14 protein-coding genes are annotated in these 19251 nt (G+C 62.7%); 5 read left to right on the top strand and 9 right to left on the bottom strand.

What is annotated here, in order from left to right; translation table 11 throughout:
* Positions 1 to 80: 80 nt before the first annotated feature.
* Positions 81 to 1634, top strand: a complete 1554-nt coding sequence (locus V6607_RS23720) for a glycosyl hydrolase family 17 protein (protein WP_134327087.1) — start codon at positions 81 to 83, stop codon at positions 1632 to 1634.
* Between the two features lie 98 nt (positions 1635 to 1732).
* On the opposite strand, the gene V6607_RS23725 is transcribed toward V6607_RS23720, so the two are convergent.
* A complete protein-coding gene (locus tag V6607_RS23725) occupies positions 1733 to 2101 on the bottom strand; it encodes a hypothetical protein (RefSeq protein WP_134327089.1) in 369 nt (122 codons plus the stop codon).
* A 236-nt stretch (positions 2102 to 2337) separates the two neighbouring features.
* Here V6607_RS23725 and V6607_RS23730 point away from each other — a divergent pair, with 236 nt between their 5' ends.
* Positions 2338 to 3636 carry a hypothetical protein gene (locus V6607_RS23730; protein WP_003210581.1) on the top strand — a complete coding sequence of 433 codons (1299 nt, stop codon included), beginning with the start codon at positions 2338 to 2340 and terminating at the stop codon, positions 3634 to 3636.
* On the top strand, positions 3629 to 4417 hold the full coding sequence (locus V6607_RS23735; protein ID WP_003210582.1) for a VacJ family lipoprotein: 789 nt from the start codon (positions 3629 to 3631) through the stop codon (positions 4415 to 4417). The genes V6607_RS23730 and V6607_RS23735 overlap by 8 nt, the downstream gene beginning before the upstream one ends.
* 30 nt (positions 4418 to 4447) lie before the next feature.
* Here V6607_RS23735 and V6607_RS23740 read toward each other — a convergent pair whose 3' ends face one another.
* The 7 genes from V6607_RS23740 to V6607_RS23770 all read right to left on the bottom strand — a co-directional run bounded on the left by V6607_RS23740 (position 4448) and on the right by V6607_RS23770 (position 17254).
* A complete protein-coding gene (locus V6607_RS23740) occupies positions 4448 to 6439 on the bottom strand; it encodes an FUSC family protein (RefSeq protein WP_134327090.1) in 1992 nt (663 codons plus the stop codon).
* A gap of 71 nt (positions 6440 to 6510) precedes the next feature.
* A complete protein-coding gene (locus V6607_RS23745; RefSeq protein WP_134327091.1) occupies positions 6511 to 7494 on the bottom strand; it encodes a GlxA family transcriptional regulator in 984 nt (327 codons plus the stop codon).
* Between the two features lie 34 nt (positions 7495 to 7528).
* The gene (locus V6607_RS23750; RefSeq protein ID WP_134327092.1) at positions 7529 to 8434 is read right to left on the bottom strand and encodes a DUF808 domain-containing protein; all 906 of its coding nucleotides are present in this window, start codon (positions 8432 to 8434) and stop codon (positions 7529 to 7531) included.
* A 67-nt stretch (positions 8435 to 8501) separates the two neighbouring features.
* Entirely contained in the window at positions 8502 to 9923 is a 1422-nt protein-coding gene (locus tag V6607_RS23755; protein WP_134327093.1) for an efflux transporter outer membrane subunit, read from the bottom strand.
* Entirely contained in the window at positions 9920 to 13051 is a 3132-nt protein-coding gene (locus V6607_RS23760; protein WP_003210587.1) for an efflux RND transporter permease subunit, read from the bottom strand. Before V6607_RS23760 ends, V6607_RS23755 begins: the two co-directional genes overlap by 4 nt.
* Positions 13051 to 16113 carry an efflux RND transporter permease subunit gene (locus tag V6607_RS23765; RefSeq protein ID WP_134327094.1) on the bottom strand — a complete coding sequence of 1021 codons (3063 nt, stop codon included), beginning with the start codon at positions 16111 to 16113 and terminating at the stop codon, positions 13051 to 13053. Before V6607_RS23765 ends, V6607_RS23760 begins: the two co-directional genes overlap by 1 nt.
* 13 nt (positions 16114 to 16126) lie before the next feature.
* Positions 16127 to 17254 (bottom strand): efflux RND transporter periplasmic adaptor subunit, encoded by a 1128-nt coding sequence (locus V6607_RS23770; protein ID WP_134327095.1) that lies wholly within the window; start codon positions 17252 to 17254, stop codon positions 16127 to 16129.
* Between the two features lie 241 nt (positions 17255 to 17495).
* Here V6607_RS23770 and V6607_RS23775 point away from each other — a divergent pair, with 241 nt between their 5' ends.
* Together V6607_RS23775 and V6607_RS23780 are read left to right on the top strand one after the other, a co-directional pair.
* Positions 17496 to 18065 carry a TetR/AcrR family transcriptional regulator gene (locus V6607_RS23775; RefSeq protein WP_338741032.1) on the top strand — a complete coding sequence of 190 codons (570 nt, stop codon included), beginning with the start codon at positions 17496 to 17498 and terminating at the stop codon, positions 18063 to 18065.
* A gap of 211 nt (positions 18066 to 18276) precedes the next feature.
* Positions 18277 to 18735, top strand: coding sequence for a transposase (locus V6607_RS23780; protein ID WP_003210591.1), 459 nt, complete (start codon positions 18277 to 18279; stop codon positions 18733 to 18735).
* Between the two features lie 64 nt (positions 18736 to 18799).
* Here V6607_RS23780 and V6607_RS23785 read toward each other — a convergent pair whose 3' ends face one another.
* The gene (locus V6607_RS23785; RefSeq protein ID WP_003210592.1) at positions 18800 to 19240 is read right to left on the bottom strand and encodes a heme-binding protein; all 441 of its coding nucleotides are present in this window, start codon (positions 19238 to 19240) and stop codon (positions 18800 to 18802) included.
* Between the last annotated feature and the right edge of the window lie 11 nt (positions 19241 to 19251).

Here is a 19251-nt window from a genome sequence, read left to right on the forward strand (position 1 = left end):
GCATGTCAAAATTATGCGGCCCCACTGGGACGGCTCAAATCCGGGTAAGATGCGCGCCTTTGCCCCCAGACGGCCTGATCATGCCCGCGACTGCACGTTTCCCGCTCCTGCCCTATTTATTTGCCCTGATCCTCGGTGTGCTGGCCCTCGGCGGCTATTGGTACAGCCTTGGCCAACCGGTGGTGCTGCCGGACGTGGCCAGCGCCAGCCACAAGCTGCAATGTGCGTCCTACACGCCCTTCGACAAAGACCAGTCGCCGTTCGACCAGCCGTTCAAACTGCGCCCCGAGCGCATGGACGCCGACCTGGCGTTGCTGGCCACCCGTTTCGAATGCATTCGCACCTACTCCCAGACCGGCCTTGAAGACTTGCCGGCACTGGCGCGCAAACACGGCCTGAAGCTGATGAGCGGCGCATGGGTCAGCAGTGATCCGGTGGCCACCGCCAAGGAAGTCGAGGCACTGATCGCTTCGGCCAATGCCAACCCCGACGTCGTCACCTCGGTGATCGTCGGCAACGAAACCCTGCTGCGCAAGGAAGTCACTGCCGCGCAGCTGGTCAAGTTGATCCATCACGTCAAGGACCATATCAAGCAACCGGTCACCTACGCCGATGTGTGGGAGTTCTGGCTGCAACACCCGGAAATCGCCCCGGCCGTGGACTTCCTGACCATCCACCTGCTGCCTTACTGGGAAGATGCCCCCTCGGGCATCGACCAGGCGCTCAAGCACGTGGGCGATGTGCGCCAGACCTTCGGCAACAAGTTCGCCCCCAAGGACGTGATGATCGGCGAGACCGGCTGGCCGAGCGAAGGCCGCCAGCGGGAAACGGCGGTGCCGAGCCGGGTCAACGAAGCGAAATTCATGCGCGGGTTCGTAGCCATGGCCGAAGCCAATGGCTGGCACTACAATCTGATCGAAGCCTTTGACCAGCCGTGGAAACGTGCCAGTGAAGGGGCGGTGGGGGGTTACTGGGGCCTGTTTGATGCGGATCGCCAGGACAAGGGCGTGCTCGCCGGCCCGGTGACCAATGTGCCGTACTGGCCGCTGTGGCTGGGGGTTGGCGGGATCATCCTGCTGGGCACGCTGCTGCTGGGTGGCCGCGTGCGCACGACCCGGGCTGCGTTGTTGTTGCCATTGCTGGGCGCCGTGGCGGCCTGCTCGATCGGCACCTGGGCCGAGTTGAACCGGGTCACCGCGCGCTTCACGGATGAGTGGGTGTGGGCTGGATTGCTGGTGGCCTTGAACCTTGCGGTACTGGCTCACGCGGCCCTGGCGTTGAGTGCGCGAGAAGGTTGGCGCGAACGCGCCTTCAACTGGCTGGAGCAGCGCGCTGGCTGGCTGGTGGCAATCGCCGGGTTTGCCGGTGCGGTCATGATGCTGGCGCTGGTATTTGACCCGCGTTACCGCAGCTTCCCGAGTGCCGCGCTGGTGCTGCCGGCGCTGGTGTACCTGGTGCGTCCGGTGAGCGGGCTGCGGCGGGAGATTGCGTTGCTGGCGTTCATCATCGGTGCCGGTATTGCGCCGCAGTTGTTCCGTGAAGGGGTGATGAACCAGCAGGCGTGGGGTTGGGCGGTGGTGAGCCTGTTCATGGTCGTAGCCTTGTGGCGTTGCTTGCGGGTGCGCAAGGCTTAAGACCGCTTTCGCGAGCAAGCCCGCTCCCACACTCGACCGCATTCCAAGGGATGTACTCGGTCAAATGTGGGAGCGGGCTTGCTCGCGAAGAGGCCCCATCAGGCGACGCGAGACTTACGGACCAACCGCAACCCCGCAATCACCACCGCAAACACCGCAAAGGTCGTGTTGTACAACGCCAACGCCGGAAACCCGAACACCAGCGCCAACACCGCCAAACCCCACCCGGCCCGGCCCGGCACGAAAAACGCCAGCACCGCCGTGACCAGCGCCGCCCAGCCCAGCACCTTGAAGTGAATCATCAACCCCAGGTTGGAACGCACCTGGCATTCCCAGCGGCTGGCTTCGTCGGCGCAAATGCCCACCCAACGGCCATCCTCCATGAATCCGTAACGCGCGCCATAACTGGCGGCCAGCCAAAGCGGCAGGGCAATAAGCAACAGGATCAGCGGAAAACGGCGGGACATGGGGCACTCCGATAGGCGAAAACGGCGCCCAGCTTAATCCCCCGGTGGCCGTTGGCAAGTTTTGCAAACAGATAAGTGTTCATTAAGGCGTGCCAAAGTGTATCGTCTCGCTACTATTACCCCGATTCCGACGTTTTTTCCGACTTTTAGTGCCGAAGGCTGGCACTTCGGCAGCAACGCGGTGGTCATAGCCTGCGAACTCCACTTCAGCACGTTTTCCTCTTAGGGATTTAGTCATGCTCCGTTCCTTGCGCTGTGCGGCCCTGTTGGGCAGCCTTTTTCTGAGTGCGTCAGCACTGGCGGTCGATATCGACCAGGCCAGCTATGGCTACCCTTTGACCAACCCGTTTGAAGCGACCATCGCCACCACCCCGCCGAACCTGCGGCCGGAACTGCCATCGGACGATCAAATCAATCAGTCCGACTACACCCTGACGATGCGTCCCGAGCGCGAGTTCAGCCTGCCTGACAACTTCTGGGCGGTGAAGAAACTCACCTACCGCATCGCCAAGCAGGACCGTGCCGCACCGCTGATCTTCCTGATCGCCGGCACCGGCGCACGCTTTGACAGCACCATCAACGAATACCTGAAAAAGCTCTACTACAAGGCCGGTTACCACGTCGTCCAGCTGTCGTCCCCCACCAGCTTCGACTTCATCGCCGCCGCCTCGCGCTTCGCCACTCCCGGCATCAGCCAGGAAGACGCCGAAGACATGTACCGCGTGATGCAGGCCGTACGCGCGCAAAACCCGACGCTGCCCGTGACCGACTTCTACCTCACCGGCTACAGCCTCGGCGCCCTCGACGCAGCCTTTGTCAGCAAGCTGGATGAAACCCGTCGCAGCTTCAACTTCAAGAAAGTCCTGCTGCTGAACCCGCCGGTCAACCTCTATACCTCGATCACCAACCTCGACAAACTGGTGCAGACCGAGGTCAAGGGCATCAACAACAGCACCACCTTCTATGAGCTGGTGTTGAACAAACTGACCCGCTACTTCCAGCAAAAGGGCTACATCGACCTCAACGATGCCCTGCTGTACGACTTCCAGAACTCCAAGGAACACCTGACCAACGAACAAATGGCGATGCTGATCGGCACTTCGTTCCGCTTCTCGGCGGCCGACATTGCCTTCACCTCGGACCTGATCAACCGTCGCGGCCTGATCATCCCGCCCAAGTACCCGATCAGCGAAGGCACCAGCCTCACGCCGTTCCTCAAGCGTGCGCTGCAGTGCGACTTCGACTGCTACCTCACCGAACAGGTGATCCCGATGTGGCGCGCCCGTTCCGACGGCGGCAGCCTGCTGCAACTGGTTGACCAGGTCAGCCTGTATGCCCTCAAGGACTACCTGCACGACAGCCCGAAAATCGCCGTCATGCACAACGCCGACGACGTGATCCTGGGCCCTGGCGACCTTGGCTTCCTGCGTAAAACCTTCGGCGATCGCTTGACCGTCTACCCCCTGGGCGGCCATTGCGGCAACCTCAACTACCGCGTCAACGCCGACGCCATGCTGGAGTTCTTCCGTGGCTAAATATCTTCTGCTGCTCGCCGCCCTGATGTGCGCGGGCGTGGCCAATGCCGACAACAGCAAGGCCCACACGCCGACCGTAGTGGACTCCGACGGCTTCAAGGAGCCCCTGAGCCACCTCAAGTTCAACCCTGGCCTGGACCAGCGTGAGTTCGAGCGCTCGTCGGTCAACGCGCTGAATGTCTACGACCCGCTGGAGTCGTGGAACCGCCGGGTCTACCACTTCAACTACCGCTTCGACCAGTGGGTGTTCCTGCCCGTGGTGGACGGTTACCGCTATGTCACCCCGAGCTTCCTGCGTACCGGCGTCAGCAACTTCTTCAACAACCTCGGGGATGTACCCAACCTGCTGAACAGCCTGCTGCAGCTCAAGGGCCATCGTTCCCTGGAAACCACCGGGCGCCTGCTGCTCAACACCACCATCGGCATCGCCGGCCTGTGGGACCCGGCCACCGCCATGGGCCTGCCGCGCCAGAGCGAAGACTTCGGCCAGACCCTGGGCTTCTACGGTGTACCGGGCGGCGCCTACCTGGTGCTGCCGCTGTTTGGTCCGTCGAACCTGCGGGATACCACCGGCCTGCTGGTGGACTACGGCGCCGAGACCGAGATCAACTTCCTGAACGTGTCCAAGGTCAGCGAAAACCACCCGGAAATCTGGGCCCTGCGCGCCGTCGACAAGCGCTACCAGACCAGCTTCCGCTACGGCCAGATGAACTCGCCGTTCGAGTATGAAAAGGTGCGCTACGTGTACACCGAGGCGCGCAAGTTGCAGATCGCCGAGTAATGCCCCGTGTAGGCGCTGGCTTGCCAGCGCCTACATCCCCCGCCGACACCACTTACGCCACGTAAACCGCAGTTGCAGCACGGCCGCCCTGGCCATTTCCCGATCCTGCTCCGCCAATCCCGAAGGCTGTTCAAGCGCTTCAAGCATCGCAACGCTGGCCGCATCCATCAGCGACTCATTCGCCACGCTCGGCCCCCCCTCCTCCAACACCGACGCCAATGCCCGCAAATAGCGATCGCGCTCAATCGCCAACGCACCCCGGCTGTCCGCCAGGCAGGCGCGCAACTCCAGCAACTCATCCCCCAGGTCCAGCCCCAGCAATCCGTTATCCCAGTGGACACGGCGATCGGCAGGCAAGGTTTCGCTGTAGCGCGACAGGCGAATCAGCCGGTCCGCCATGCGCCCGCCAAACCAGCTTTCAGCCTGTTCCAGCGGGCGCGAGGTCAATTGCGCCAGGTCGAACAGCGACGCCTTGAACATCCGCCGATAGTGATGTTCGCCGGGATTGAGCTGGATCAGCCGAAACACCACCACGGCAATACCGACACCCACCAACGTCGCGATGGACTTGTTGAGGAACGCGGCGAAGTCATAGGTCATCACATTGCTGGGCCCGACGTTGTTGACGAAAAAGATGCAGAACGCCGAGGCCGTGGCCGCCAGCTTGAGGCGGCTCATGCACAACGAGGCGAAAAACAGCGGCACTCCCAACGCCAGGCATAACAGGGGAAAGCCATCGAAGCCGGGCAACAGCACGAAGCACACAAAACCGGCCACCGGGATCGACAGCGCTATGCCCTTGAGGAAATTCAGGCTGGAGGCCGACGGGTTTTCCCGCGCTGCAAACAGGCTCAACACCACGCCACAAATCGATACCGCGCCCAAACCCGAAGGCCATGCCGTAAAGATCCAGAACGCCGCGACCGCCAGAAACGCCAACGCACTGCGCAGCCCGCCAAGCACCCCCTGCTCGATATCCCGGTGCCAGGACATCGCCCCCGGTGCGCCGGGCGGCACCCTGCCCTGCTCGACCGCCGACAGCGTCAATGCACCCCGCTCAATCAAGCGCAACACCTGCGCCAGTTGCACCAGGCAAAAGTGCGCCTCCTGGCCAAGCTGCGGATCCTGCAACGCCAGGCCAAGCCGTTGTGACAACTCGGGCAGTTCATCAAGACGCTCCTGCTGCAACGCCGAAGCCACCGCTTCAATCAGTGGCCCGACCGCCGCCGTTTCATCGAGCATCATCCGCTGGCGCGCCACGCCCCGCGCCGCCCGCAGCAGGCTAAGCAGATCACGGCTGAGCACCCGCAAGGCCTGGGAGCGGCGCCGGCCCTTGGGCCCTTCAAACCAGGCATGGTCGCGCTGGCTGTCCACCGCCACCAGGCGGCTCAACGCTTCGAGCAACCCCTTACGTTGATCATTACCCAACAGCTCCGAAGCCGCGGCGCGCACCCCGGCCTGCCACGCGGCCCGCGCTTGAACCGCCAGCACCTGCTCGACCCGGCGTGGCCATAAAATCGTACTGGCGATGGAAGCGCAGAGGATCCCCAGGCTGATCTCCTGACAGCGCGCCACCGCCTCATCGAACACTCCCAGCGGTGCCGCCGTAGCGGGCAGCGCAATAATCGCCGTGGTGTAACCCGCCAGCACAAACCCATAGGACGCGTGATTGCGCAGCAACGAAGCCCCGGTGGTACAGAACGCCAGCCACAGCGCCATGCACAGCAGGAACAACAACGGCGCCTGGCCAAACACGCCGATCATCGCAATGGAAACCATGGCCCCGACAAACGTACCCACCAGCCGATAGGCGCCTTTGGCCAGGACCATGCCGCTGGTGGACTGGCCCACGATAAATACGGTGGTCAGGGCCCACTGCGGTTGCTGCAATTCAAAACAGAAGGCCAGGTACAACGCGACCCCGCCGGCGATCATGTTGCGCAAGGCAAACAGCAGATCGCTACGGGACGGGGTCAACGTCGCCTGCCAGAAATCAGGGAGCTGGAAGGTGGAGGATTTCATTAAACCTACATATAGATAGCAAGCTAATGATTAGCATCGTATCTATATTCGTGGCGAATGCCAATCTCAGGCTATTTGACCAGGCGCTTTTCCTTGGATGGCCTGTAGCCAAAGTAGGCGCTGTAGCACTTGCTGAAATGGCTCGGCGAGACAAACCCGCAGGCCACCAGCACGTCCACCTGGGACAGCTCGGTGTGTTGCAGCAGCCGACGGGCCTCGGTGATGCGCAGTTCCAGATAATAACGCTGGGGCGTGGTGCCAAGCTGCTCCTTGAACAAACGCTCCAACTGGCGTCGGGAACGGCCCGCATAAACGGCCAGTTGCTCAAGCTCCAGAGGCTCTTCGAGGTTGGCGTCCATCAGGTTGACCACCTCGCGCAGGGGCGCGCTCAAGCACACGTTTTCCGTGGGTTTCACCCGCCGGTAGCGCGACTCCTCAAACGCCAGGATGTCCTCGATCCCCTCCACAAGCGCTTTGCCGTACAGCCCCTTGATCCAGTCCAGCGCCATATGAAACGCACCGGAAGGGCTCGATGCCGTCAGCCGGTCGCGATCAATCACATAGGGTTCGCTGCTGACCTGCGTCGCCTTGCAGAAATCAGCGAGGGCCGGGCGATGTTCCGGGTGCACGGCGCAGCGGTAGCCGCCCAGCAATCCCGCACGCCCCAGGAACCACGCACCATTCCACAAACCGGCCAGGCTCACACCCTGCTCCGAGGCGCTTTTCAGCAGGTGGATAAACTCCTCCGCAGCCTTCAGTTCAGTGCGATAGCCACCGCATATCACCAACAGGTCCAACTCTTTAAGCACCGAAGACTCAAGCCGCGCATCGGGCCGGATCACCAACCCCAGGTCACTGATCACCTCGCCTTCCCGCAAGCCGAAGGTCGAGGTAGAAAAAGAAGCGGGCCGCAGCAGGTTGGCGGTGATCAGCGTATCCAGCGCCTGGGTAAACGCCGGCAGCGAAAAATGTTCGAGCAACACAAATCCCGCACGCACCGTCTGGCGGGCCTCGCCGGGATTTTCATTCAGATAACGGAGGTTCTTGCCTTTCATGCCTCCGCTGAATTGCCGTCGCTCGATCAAATGCCTATGCCCTCACCCGCTTCCAGAGGTTACCCAGCACGCTGACCACCGCCAACACCATGGCCCCGGCAATGATCCCCGCCACTGCATTGAGCAACGTCGGCATCAACCACGCCAGGCCGCCAGTACTCTGGCTCACGGTCTCGATCCAGTGATGCACCACCGGCACACCGTGGGTCAGGATGCCACCGCCGACCATGAACATCGCCGCCGTACCGATCACCGACAGGCTTTTCATCATGTACGGCGCCGCCCGCAAGATCGCCCCGCCGATGCTGCGCGCCGCCTGGCCGGGCTTCTGGGTGAGCCACAGGCCCAGGTCATCGAGTTTGACGATACCGGCCACCAGGCCGTAGACGCCGATGGTCATGACGATGGCGATACCCGACAACACGATCACTTGCTGCATCAGCGGTGCATCGGCCACGGTACCGAGGGTGATGGCGATGATTTCGGCGGAGAGGATGAAGTCGGTGCGGATCGCGCCCTTGATCTTGTCCTTCTCGAAGGCCACCAGGTCCGTGGCCGGATCCGCCACGGCTTCCACCAGGTGCGCCTGCTCTTCGGTGCGTTTGTGGAAGAAGCTATGGGCGAGTTTTTCGAAACCTTCAAAACACAGGTAAGCGCCGCCCAGCATCAACAACGGCGTGACCGCCCACGGCGCAAACGCGCTGATCAGCAACGCAGCCGGCACCAAAATCAGCTTGTTGACGAACGAGCCCTTGGCCACCGCCCACACCACCGGAATTTCCCGCTCGGCGCGCACCCCGGAGACTTGCTGGGCATTCAGCGCCAGGTCGTCCCCCAGCACGCCGGCGGTTTTCTTCGCGGCCATCTTGGTCATCAACGCCACATCATCGAGCACCGCGGCGATGTCGTCGATCAATACCAGCAAACTGCTTCCTGCCATGGCTCAGGCTTCCCGTGATTCAAAGTGCGCCGAGAATAACGCGGCGCACACCGGGTTAGCGAGCCGTTCAGCGCGCAGGCGTTTGCCAGCCACCGCCAAGGCTCTGGATCAGCGCCACACTGCCCTGGCTGAGCTGGCCCTGGGTGTCGCGAAGATTCTGCTCGGCTTGCAGCAACACCAGTTGCTGGGTCAGCACGGCCTCCTGGCTCACGGTGCCGGCGCGCAACTGTGCTTCCTGGCTGCCGAACAGTTGCTGATTACGCTGGTACACCTGCTGGAACGCATCGGCCTGGGTTTGCAGGTGGTTGATTGCCGACAGGTTGTCTTCAACGTTCTGCAAGGCGCTGAGCACGGTGCCCTTGTAGGTCGCGGCGATCTGGTCATAGCTGGCCTCGGCCTGCTTGACCGCCGCTTCGCGGGCGCCGCCGTCAAACAGGGTTTCCGCCAGCGCCGGGCCCAACGTCCAGATGCGATTGGGCAGGGAGAACAACCCGCCCAACGCACTGCCGCGGTAACCGGCCTCGGCAGTAAGATCCAGGGTCGGGAAGAATGCGGCTTCAGCCACGCCGATTTTCGCGTTGGCCGCCGCTGCCGAGCGCTCCGCCGCCACCACATCGGGACGCCGTTGCAGCAGGGTCGACGGCAAGGTCAACGGTGGCCGCGGGACCACGAAGCTGTAGTCATTGCGCACCGCCACGCTGAATTCACTCGGCGCCACGCCCACCAGCACGGCCAGCGCGTGTTCGTATTGCTCGCGGTCGCGCAGGGAGGTCTGCAAGTCGGCAATCGAGGTGGTCAACTGGTCCTGGGCCACCAGCAACTGGTCGTTGGTGGCGACGCCCTGGGTGAACTGCACCTGGATCATGTCCAGCAGTTGCTGGTTGATCTTCTGTTGTTGCTGCAACAGGCGCACGTCGATGTCCATCTGCCGCAGGGCGAGGTAGTTACTCGCCACGCTGGAACTGATGGACAGCCGCACCCCGGCCAGCAACGCATCCGATTGCTGGGCCGTCGCCTGGCTGGACTCTATCCCGCGCCGCACCAGGCCCCACAGGTCCGGCTCCCAACTGGCGGTCAAGGTTGCGCTGACGCTGTTCGCGACGCCGCCCGTCGTGGTGCCGGTAGTCGACGTACCGCTGCCGCTGCCCGCCGTTCCCCGCGAACCCGACAACCCCACGCCCACCGTCGGCCACAAACCGGCCCGGCTGGACGCCACCTGCGCCTGAGCCAAACGGTACGCGGCCTCCGCCGCGATGATCGACTGGTTGGCCTTGGCCGAGCGCGCCACCAAATCGTTCAGTACCGGATCCTGATAAGCCAGCCACCACTGACTGTCCATCGCCCCTTGGGGGTTAGCCGCCGCGCGCTGCCACTGCGCGCCTTCCTTGAACGACTGCGGCAGCTCCATAGCGGGCTTCTGGTAATCGGGCCCGACCATGCAGCCGCCGAGCAGCAGGCTGATGCAAAGCACGCTGTATTTCACGTTCATAACCTTGCTTCCTTACGCCGACCCAGGCGCTGTGACGCCCGGTCGAGCCACAGGTAGATCACCGGGGTGGTGTACAGCGTCAGCACCTGGCTGAACAGCAGGCCACCAATAATCGAAATCCCCAACGGCCGGCGCAACTCAGAGCCATAACCGGTGCCGAGCACCAGCGGCAGCGCGCCAAGGATCGCCGCCAGGGTGGTCATCATGATCGGCCGGAAACGGATCAGGCACGCTCGGCGAATCGCTTCCTTGGCCGTGAGGCCGAACTCCCGCCGCTCGGTGATCGCGAAGTCGATCATCATGATCGCGTTTTTCTTCACGATACCAATCAACAGAATCACCCCCACCAGCGCAATGATCGACAGCTCGGTGCCGGTCAGCAGCAAGGCGATCAACGCACCGACGCCGGCCGAGGGCAGGGTCGAAAGAATGGTCAGCGGGTGCGTCAGGTTTTCGTAGAGGATGCCCAGCACGATATACACGCACAGCAACGCAGCGACGATCAGCAGCGGCTCACTGGCCACCGACGACTGGAACACCTGGGCCGTACCGGCAAACTGGCCGACCACACTGGCGGGCATGCGCAGTTGCTTCACCGCATCGTCCACCATCGCCGTGGCCTGGCCGATGGACGTGCCGGGCGCCAGGTTGAACGAGACTGTCACCGCCGGGAACGTGCCCTGGTGACTGATGGAAATTGCAGTGCGCGCCACCGTGTTATCCGCCAGTGCCGAGAGTGGCACCAGGGTCTGCCCGGTGGTCAGGTTGGGCGCCGCCGTGGTGCCCTTGGTGGTCGTGGCCTGGGTGCCCGTCGGCACATAAATGCCCTTGAGCGCGGAAGGGTCGGTCCAGTATTCCGGCGCGATTTCCATCACCACGTGGTACTGGTTGGCCGCGCGATACAGAGTCGCGACCTGGCGCTGGCCAAAGGCGTCGTACAGCGTCTGGTCGACCGCCGAGACACTCACCCCGAGGCGCGCCGCCGTGTCCCGGTTGATTTGCACATTGGCCAGCAAGCTGTTGTCTTGCTGGTCGGTATTGAGGTCGGTGAGTTGCGGCAATTTGCGCAGCACCGCCACCACCTTGGGCACCCATTCGTCCAGCGACTCCTGGTCATCGGCGGTCAGGGTGTATTGGTATTGCGCGCCACTTTGCCGGCCACCCACGGTGATGTCCTGGGCCGACTGCAAATACAGCTTGGTGCCCGGCAAGTCGCCGAGGCTGCGGCGGATCTGGCCGATGATTTCGGTGGCGTTGTCCTTGCGCTCGCCCAAGGGCTTGAGCAATACAAACATCTGCGCGCTGTTGACCGCCCCGCCGCCCCCTCCGCCACCGCCGACAAACCCGGCGACGGTTTCGATGTTCGGGTTTTTCATCACCTTGCGGTTGATCTCGGTGAAGTCCTTCTGCATCGCCCCATAGGAAATGCTCTGGTTCGCCAGGATGCTGCCCTGCAAGCGCCCGGTGTCTTCCTGGGGGAAAAAACCCTTGGGCACCAGCACGTACAACACGCCGGCGAGCACGATCACCAACACCGTCACAAAACCCATCAGCACCGTATGGTCGATCACCCAACCGAGGGTGCGATCGTAGAAGCGGTGAAAGCGCGAGTCCGGGTGTTCATTGCCTTCATGAATCGCTTTCGGCGCACGCAGCAGCACGCTGGCGAGCATCGGTGTAACCGTCAGCGAGATCAGCATCGAGATCACAATGGCCACCGACAACGACACCGAAAACTCGCGGAACAGGCGCCCGACAATCCCGCCCATCAGCAGCAGCGGAATAAACACCGCCACCAGCGACACGCTGATGGTCAGTACCGTGAAGCCGACTTCCTGGGCACCGGCCAGCGCCGCTTCCACCCGGGTCTTGCCGCGCTCCAGGTGGCGCATGATGTTTTCCACCACCACAATCGCATCGTCCACCACAAAGCCGGTGGAAATCGTCAGCGCCATGAGTGACAGGTTGTTCAGGCTGTAGCCGAGGAAGTACATCGCGCCGAAGGTGCCGAGCAGCGACAGCGGCACCACAATCGCCGGCACCAGGGTGCTGCGCCAGTCGCGGAAGAAGCCGAAGGTCACCAGGGTCACTAGCAGGATCGACACCAGCAACGTGATCTCGACGTCATGCAACGAGGCGCGAATAGTGGTGGTGCGGTCCATCAGCAGGTTGAGCTTGATCGTCGCCGGAATCGAGCTTTGCAGGAACGGCAGCGAGGCCTTCACCGCGTCCACCGTCTCGATCACATTGGCCCCCGGCTGCTTGAACACCACCAGCAATACCGCCGGCTTGCCGTTGGACAGGCCGAAGTTGCGCAGGTCCTGCACGTCTTCGCGCACGTAGCCCAGGTCGGCGATATGGATCAGGTCGCCGTTGTGGGCCTTGACCACCAGCGGCCCGTAGTCCTTTTCATCGAGCAACTGGTCATTCGCCGCAATGCCGTAGTTACGGTCGCCGATGGCCACGTTGCCCTTGGGCAAGTTGACGTTGGAGGCGTTGATCACCTGGCGCACCTGCTCCAGGCTGACGCCGTACTGGTTGAGCCGATCGGGGTTCAATTCCACCCGCACCGCCGGCAGCGCGCCGCCGCCCACCGTCACGTCACCGACCCCGGTGGTCTGCAACAACTTCTGCTCCAGCAGGGTCGAGGCCACGTCATACATCTGCCCCGGCGTGGCGCTGTCGGAGGTCAGGCTGATGATCAGAATCGGCGAATCCGCCGGGTTGACCTTGCGGTACGTCGGGTTGCCGGACAGGTCGCTGGGCAGGTTGCTGCGGGCGGCATTAATCGCCGCCTGCACATCCCGCGCGGCGCCGTCGATGTCGCGATTCAGGTCGAACTGCAAAATGATCCGCGCCGAGCCCAAGCTGCTGGATGAGGTCATCTGCGTGACCCCGGCGATCTGCCCGAACTGGCGCTCCAGGGGCGTGGCCACTGAACTGGCGACGGTGGTCGGATCGGCGCCGGGCAACGAGGCGCTGACGCTGATCGTCGGGAAATCCACCTCCGGCAACGGCGCCACCGGCAACAGCATGAAGGCCAGCGCGCCAAACAGCGCGAGGCCGGCCGCCATCAAGGTGGTTGCAATCGGGCGGCGAACAAACGGCGCGCTGAGGTTCATTGCCATCAGACCGCTTCAGCCGGGCGGCGGCTGAAGCGCTGCCCCAGGCCGTGCATGGCGAGGAAGATCACCGGCGTGGAAAACAGCGTCAGCAACTGACTGAGCAACAACCCGCCGATAATCGCGATGCCCAGCGGGTGACGCAGCTCCGAACCAATCCCCGTACCGAGCGCCAGCGGCACCGCGCCGAACAGCGACGCCATGCTGGTCATCAGGATCGGCCGGAACCGCAACTCTGCCGCCTGGCGGATCGCGGCCGTGGGGCTCAGGCCGCCCTCGCGTAACAACTCCAGGGCAAAGTCGACCATCATGATGCCGTTTTTCATCACGATGCCGATCAGCAGCACAATGCCGATCAATCCGATAATGTCGAACTGTGTGCCGGTCACCAGCAGTGCCAGCAAGGCCCCGAGCGCTGCCGAGAGCAGCGTCGAAAGGATCGTCACCGGGTGCACGAAGCTTTCGTACAGAATCCCCAGCATCAGGTACACCACCACAATCGCCGCCACCACCAGGAATACCTGGTTGGACAGCGACTGTTCGAACGTCGCCGCCGCGCCTTCCAGGTTGGCCTGCACCGACAGCGGCAAGCCGACCTTGGCCTCGATGTCCTTGAGCCGCGTCACTGCCGTGCCAAGGGTCTGGCCCGGAGCAAGGTTGAACGACACGTCGGCATACGGAAACTGACCCAGGCGGTTGATGGTCACGGGCGTACGCACCACCTGCATGGTCGCCATGCTCGACAGCGGCGCCACACCGCCACCGGGAATGTCCACGTACAACCCGGTGAGCAGGTCCGGCAAGTTGCGCGGCGGATGGTCGGTGGCGATCACCACGTGGTACTGGTTGAGCTGGGTGTAGATCGTCGAGACCTGGCGCTGGCCGAAGGCGTCATACAGCACGTCGTCAATCGCCTGGGGCGTGATACCCAGGCGCGAGGCGGTGGCGCGGTCAAAGGTCAGCTGGATCTGATTGCCGAATTGCATCGCCTGGCTTTGCACGTCGGTGAACATCGGGTCTTGCTTGATCGCCGCCAGCAGCTTGTTGGTCCACTGCTCCAACTCGTCCGGATCGGTGGCTTGCAGGCCCAGCCGGTAGCTGGTGGTGGACACCGTGGCGTCGAGGGTCAGGTCCTGTACCGAGTGCAGGTACAGGCGGATCCCGGCGTCGTCGGCGTTGGCATCGGAGAGCCGGCGGATCACCTCGGTGGCACTGTCGCGCTCGCCGCGGGGCTTGAGGTTGATCAGCAGGTTGCCCTGGTTGATGGTCGGGTTGGTCTGGTCGATACCGACGAAGGACGACAGGCTTTGCACCGCCGGGTCCTTGAGGATTCGCGCGGCCAGGCGCTGTTGTTCGGTCTGCATCTGCTGGAACGAAACCGTCGGCGCCGCCTGGGAAATACCCTGGATCAGCCCGGTGTCCTGGTCGGGGAAAAAGCCCTTGGGCATGATCACCAGAATCATCAGGGTCAGCGCGGCGGTGAGCGCTATCGAGATCAGGGTCAAGGTGCGGTGCGCCAACACCCAGTCAAGGCCACGCACGTAGTGGGTGTTGATGCGGTCGAAGAAATCCGCGCGGCGTTCCTGGTGCTTATTCTTGAGCATCCGCGCGCACATCATCGGCGTGAGCGTCAGGGAGATGAACGCCGAGATAACGATGGTCACGGCCACGGTCATGGCGAATTCGCGGAACAGCCGGCCGACCACATCGCCCATGAACAGCAGCGGGATCATCACTGCAATCAGCGCAATCGACAGCGAAATAATCGTGAAGCCGATTTGCTCCGACCCCTTGAGCGCCGCCTCCAGCGGCGAGTCGCCCGCCTCGATATAGCGCGTGATGTTTTCGATCATCACGATGGCGTCGTCCACCACGAATCCGATGGCGATAGTCAGCGCCATCAGTGTCAGGTTGTTCAGGGAGAAGCCCAGCGCATAAGCCACCGCCAGGGTGCCCACCAGCGTCAGCGGCACGGTGACTGCCGGAATAACCGTCGCCGCAACGTCGCGCAGGAAAATGAAAATCACGATCACCACCAGCAGCACCGCCACCGCCAGTTCGTACTGCACATCGGTGACCGAGGCGCGGATGGTTTGCGTGCGGTCGGTCAGCACATCGACCTTCAAGGTACCCGGCAAACTGGCCCGCAGCTTGGGCAGCAATTGCTGCACGCGGTCGACCACCTGAATCACGTTGGCGCCTGGCTGGCGCTGAATGTTCAGCACAATCGACGGCGTGCTGTTGGTCCACGCAGCCTGGCGCGGGTTCTCCGGGCCCTGGGTGGAACTGGCGATCTGCGACAGGCGAATCGGCGCGCCATTTTTATAGGCGATCACCAGGTCGCGGTATTCCTCGGCCGATTGCAGCTGGTCGTTGGCACCAATCGAATACGCCTGGAACTTGCCGTCGATATTGCCCTTGGCCTGGTTGACGTTGGCCGTGCCGAGGGAGGTGCGCAGGTCATCAATGGACAGGCCGAGGCTATTGAGCGCCGAGGTATTCGCCTCGACCCGCACCGCCGGGCGTTGGCCGCCGCTGATGGTCACCAGGCCGACGCCAGTGATCTGCGAGATCTTCTGCGCCAGCCGTGTATCCGCCAGGTCCTCGACCTTGGTCAGCGGCAACACATCGGAGGTCAGGGACAGGGTCAGCACCGGCGCATCCGCCGGATTGACCTTGCTGTACACCGGCGGGTACGGCAGGTTGGCCGGCAGGAAGGTGCCGGCGGCGTTGATCGCGGCCTGCACTTCCTGCTCTGCCACGTCCAGGGACAGCGACAGGTCAAATTGCAGGGTCACCACCGAAGCGCCGTCGGAGCTGGTGGAGTTCATGGACTTGAGGCCCGGCATCTCGCCGAGCTGGCGCTCCAGCGGCGCGGTGATCGAGGAGCTGACCACGTCCGGGCTGGCGCCGGGGTATTGGGTGAAGACCTGGATGGTCGGGTAGTCGACTTCAGGCAACGCCGACACCGACAACAGGTGATACCCCAACATGCCCAGCAACAGCACCGCGACCATCATCAAGGTGGTGGCGACGGGACGTTCGATAAAGGGCCGCGAAATGTTCATGCTCGGCAGCTCCTCACTGGGCGACGACCTTCACGGCCGAACCGTCATCCAGTTTGTCGGCGCCTTCGGTGATCACCTGCTCGCCTGGCTTGACGCCGTTCTCGAGCACCGCCGACACATCGCCCATCGATGGGCCGGTCTTGATGTTGCGCAGGCTGGCCTTGTCGCCATTCACCACGAACACAAAATCGCCCTTGCTGCCATGCTGGATCGCCCGGGTGGGCACCACGGCAACCTGGGCCAGGGTGTCGGCCTTCAGGCGCGCATTGACGAACTGGTTGGGGAACAGCGCACTGCCCGAATCATCGAACTGCGCCTTGACCTTGATGGTGCCGGTGGAGGTGTCTACCTGGTTGTCCAGGGCCAACAGGCTGCCGGTGGCCAGCAGGGCTTTCTTGTTGCGGTCGTAGGCCAGCACCGTCACGACGCCACGGCCCAGGGCCTGGTTGATAGCGCCCAAGTCGTCCTCGGGGACCGCGAACACCACGGTGGCCGGGTTCATCTGGGTAATCACCACGATGCCGGTGGTGCTGGTGGTGGTGACGTAATTGCCGGGGTCGACCAGGCGCAGGCCCACCACACCGTCGACCGGCGAAGTGATGGTGCAGTAGCCGACCTGCACTTCAAGGTTCTGCACATTGCCCTGGTCGGCGGCCACGGTGCCCAGTTGTTGCTGGACCAAGGACGCCTGGGTGTCGACGGTTTGCTGGCTGGTAGAACCGGCCTTGACCAGTTCGCGGTAGCGCACCAGATCGCGCTGGGCATTGCTCAACACAGCCTGGTCGTGGGCCAGGGTACCCTTGGCCACGGCCAGCTGGGCCTTGAGAGCACGGTCATCGATCCGCGCAATCACCTGGCCCTTGCTGACGTGCTGGCCTTCCTTGAATTCCACGCTGCTGAGGATGCCATCGACCTGGGTGACCACGGTCACACTGCGGGTGGGGGTGACGGTGCCGAGGGCGTCGATATACACCGGCACGTCCTGCAACACCACCGGCACCACGGCTACCGGTTCGCCGGTGGCGGGAGGCCGGCCTTTGTGCCCGCCTGCAAAGAAGTGCAAACCCAGGGCAATCAACAACGCTACCAGTAACAACGTGCCAACGGCCCAGGCGAACGTACGTCGTCTGCTTTTCTCCACGGGTTTCTCTCTCGAACGCCGAAAACAGGAAGGGGCGGCCAGGCTAAATGGCCGCTCGCTGCCTGAACTCTAGCAGCGCGCTCGAGCTGTGCCTGTACGACCGTGAATGCGTTCAGCATCAAGACAGACAAAGTCAGCTGGGCGCCCCGCCATGCAAGGGCTGCGGCGGGATTCTTGAGCCCTGCGCAAAGCCGGTGCTACCATGCCAGACCGCCTGTCTTGGCAAGGAACCTCCTGGTCTATGAGCACCATTCGCGAGCGCAACAAAGAACTGATCCTGCGGGCTGCCAGTGAGGAGTTTGCCGACAAGGGCTTCGCCGCGACCAAGCCCAACGTCTACTACTACTTCAAGTCCAAGGACAACCTCTATCGCGAGGTGCTCGAAAGCATTATCGAGCCGATCCTGGCGGCCTCCACACCGTTCAATCCTGATGGCGACCCTTCGGCCGTGCTGAGCGGGTACATCCGCTCGAAGATCTGCATCTCCCGGGATTTGCCGTTTGCCTCGAAAGTGTTTGCCAGTGAGATCATGCACGGCGCCCCGCATTTGAGCCCCGAGCAGGTGGAACAGCTCAATGCCCAGGCCAAGCACAACATCGACTGCATCCAGAGCTGGGTGGACCGTGGGCTGATTGCGCCGATTGATCCGCATCACCTGATGTTCAGCATTTGGGCGGCGACGCAGACGTATGCGGATTTTGACTGGCAGATTTCAGCGGTGACCGGCAAGGCGAAGTTGGATGAAGCGGATTATGAGGCGGCGGCGCAGACGATTATTCGGTTGGTGCTTAAGGGGTGTGAGCGGGACTGATAGACCGCAGCGTCTTCAAGATTCGCGAGCAAGCCCGCTCCCACATTTGAATTTGTGCCAGACATAAATTGTTTAAACGCCGCAGATCCAATGTGGGAGCGGGCTTGCTCGCGAAAGCGCCCTCCCAGACACATCCTGCACAAAGCCAAACCATCATCTCCAGATTCCCCGATCTAGCCTCTCAGAACCCCACCTGAAGAGAGGCAAAGGAATGCCTGATCCAGCTGCTTCACATCGCCTGCGCATCGGGCGATTCAGCGAATCCAACCGTATTTACCTGATCACCACCAATACCCACGAACGTGTGCCAATCTTCAGTGACTTTTACCTGGATCGGCTGGTGGTCTGGCAATTCCGGCTCGCCCAATACCAAGGGTTGGCGAAGTCCCTGGCCTGGGTGGTCATGCCCGACCACTTTCACTGGTTGATTGAGCTGCAAAAAGGCTCATTGGGAGACCTGATGTGCCAGGTGAAGTCCAAAAGCACTCGAACCGTTAATGGCGCAACGGGCCGCAAAGGGCGGCTATGGCAAACCAGCTTTCATGATCGTGCGCTGCGCAAGGACGATGACTTGGTGAAGATGGCTCGGTATGTCGTGGCCAACCCATTAAGAGCAGGGTTGGTGGAGCGGATTGGCGACTATCCGCTGTGGGATGCGGTTTGGGTTTAGGTCCGGGACCGAGTCGCCCCTTTCGCGAGCAAGCCCGCGAAGAGGCCCGACCAGTCACCTCACATCAAGCAGTAACCCCCGCATCCGCCAACAACCCCAACCCCTCGATCGCACTGATCGCACACTGCTCGTCAATATCAGACGTATCCCCGCTGATCCCGATCGCGCCCAGCACCACACCCGCCTGATCCCGGATCAACACCCCGCCCGGTGCCGGCACCACGCTGCCCTGCCCCAGGCTGTTCAGCGCGGCAATAAACGCCGGCCGTTGCTGTGCGTCCAGCGCCAGCAAGCGCGAGCCCTTGCCCAGGGCTATCGCACCCCAGGCCTTGCCAATCGCGATCTGCGGGCGCAGCAGGCTCGCGCCATCCTCGCGCTGCAACGTTATCAAATGCCCGCCGCTGTCGAGTACCGCAACGGTCAGCGGTGCCGCCGAAATGGTGCGGCCTGCCGCGATGGCGTGGCTGGCCAGGTTGACTGCGACTTTCAAGGTTAAAGCGCTCATGGGTGCCGTCC

Origin of the sequence: Pseudomonas sp. KK18 (assembly GCF_037094675.1) — a bacterium.
In the GTDB taxonomy this organism is placed as follows: Bacteria; Pseudomonadota; Gammaproteobacteria; order Pseudomonadales; family Pseudomonadaceae; genus Aquipseudomonas.

Bases quoted from the DNA above. Each gene is read 5' to 3' on its own strand.
- V6607_RS23720 (WP_134327087.1), top strand. From the start codon at position 81: ATGCCCGCGACTGCACGTTTCCCGCTCCTGCCCTATTTATTTGCCCTG.
- V6607_RS23725 (WP_134327089.1), bottom strand. From the start codon at position 2,101: ATGTCCCGCCGTTTTCCGCTGATCCTGTTGCTTATTGCCCTGCCGCTT.
- V6607_RS23730 (WP_003210581.1), top strand. From the start codon at position 2,338: ATGCTCCGTTCCTTGCGCTGTGCGGCCCTGTTGGGCAGCCTTTTTCTG.
- V6607_RS23740 (WP_134327090.1), bottom strand. From the start codon at position 6,439: ATGAAATCCTCCACCTTCCAGCTCCCTGATTTCTGGCAGGCGACGTTG.
- V6607_RS23745 (WP_134327091.1), bottom strand. From the start codon at position 7,494: ATGAAAGGCAAGAACCTCCGTTATCTGAATGAAAATCCCGGCGAGGCC.
- V6607_RS23750 (WP_134327092.1), bottom strand. From the start codon at position 8,434: ATGGCAGGAAGCAGTTTGCTGGTATTGATCGACGACATCGCCGCGGTG.
- V6607_RS23755 (WP_134327093.1), bottom strand. From the start codon at position 9,923: ATGAACGTGAAATACAGCGTGCTTTGCATCAGCCTGCTGCTCGGCGGC.
- V6607_RS23760 (WP_003210587.1), bottom strand. From the start codon at position 13,051: ATGGCAATGAACCTCAGCGCGCCGTTTGTTCGCCGCCCGATTGCAACC.
- V6607_RS23765 (WP_134327094.1), bottom strand. From the start codon at position 16,113: ATGAACATTTCGCGGCCCTTTATCGAACGTCCCGTCGCCACCACCTTG.
- V6607_RS23775 (WP_338741032.1), top strand. From the start codon at position 17,496: ATGAGCACCATTCGCGAGCGCAACAAAGAACTGATCCTGCGGGCTGCC.
- V6607_RS23780 (WP_003210591.1), top strand. From the start codon at position 18,277: ATGCCTGATCCAGCTGCTTCACATCGCCTGCGCATCGGGCGATTCAGC.
- V6607_RS23785 (WP_003210592.1), bottom strand. From the start codon at position 19,240: ATGAGCGCTTTAACCTTGAAAGTCGCAGTCAACCTGGCCAGCCACGCC.